Here is a 551-nt window from a genome sequence, read left to right as displayed (position 1 = left end):
ATCCCGTTTATGGACCGCATAGGTCAACGGATCAACATGATGGAAACCGTCCTGGATGTTCCTAAACAGGAAGTTATTTCGAAAGACAATGCAAACGTAACTATCGATGCTGTTTGTTTTATCCAGGTCATTGATGCAGCGAAGGCAGCTTATGAAGTCGATAATCTTGCATCAGCTATTTCAAATCTTGTCATGACCAATATCCGAACTGTCGTTGGTGGAATGAATCTCGACGATATGCTTTCTCAACGTGACAGCATCAATTCTAAACTGTTAACGGTTGTCGATTATGCAACTGATCCGTGGGGAATTAAGGTCACACGTATTGAAATTCGGGATGTTAAACCACCAGAAGAACTGACTAAGGCGATGAACGCGCAAATGAAAGCGGAACGTACTAAGCGTGCCCAAATTCTGGAAGCGGAAGGTATACGTCAGTCACAAATTCTGAAGGCGGAAGGGGAAAAACAGTCTCAAATACTGAAAGCGGAAGGGGAACGGCAATCAGCATTTCTTCAGTCTGAAGCACGCGAACGTCAGGCAGAAGCGGA

General features: G+C 44.6%; 1 protein-coding gene. It reads left to right on the top strand.

The window, feature by feature from the left end:
* Nucleotides 1-551 (top strand): SPFH domain-containing protein (locus HSP_RS0103305; protein WP_010128759.1); only part of this gene is annotated, 551 nt, incomplete at both ends.

The sequence above is a fragment of the Haemophilus sputorum CCUG 13788 genome (assembly GCF_000238795.1).
Lineage (GTDB): Bacteria > Pseudomonadota > Gammaproteobacteria > Enterobacterales > Pasteurellaceae > Haemophilus_A > Haemophilus_A sputorum.
The sequence above is the reverse complement of the archived record's forward strand: the minus strand, read 5'-3'. Positions and strand labels throughout refer to the sequence as shown.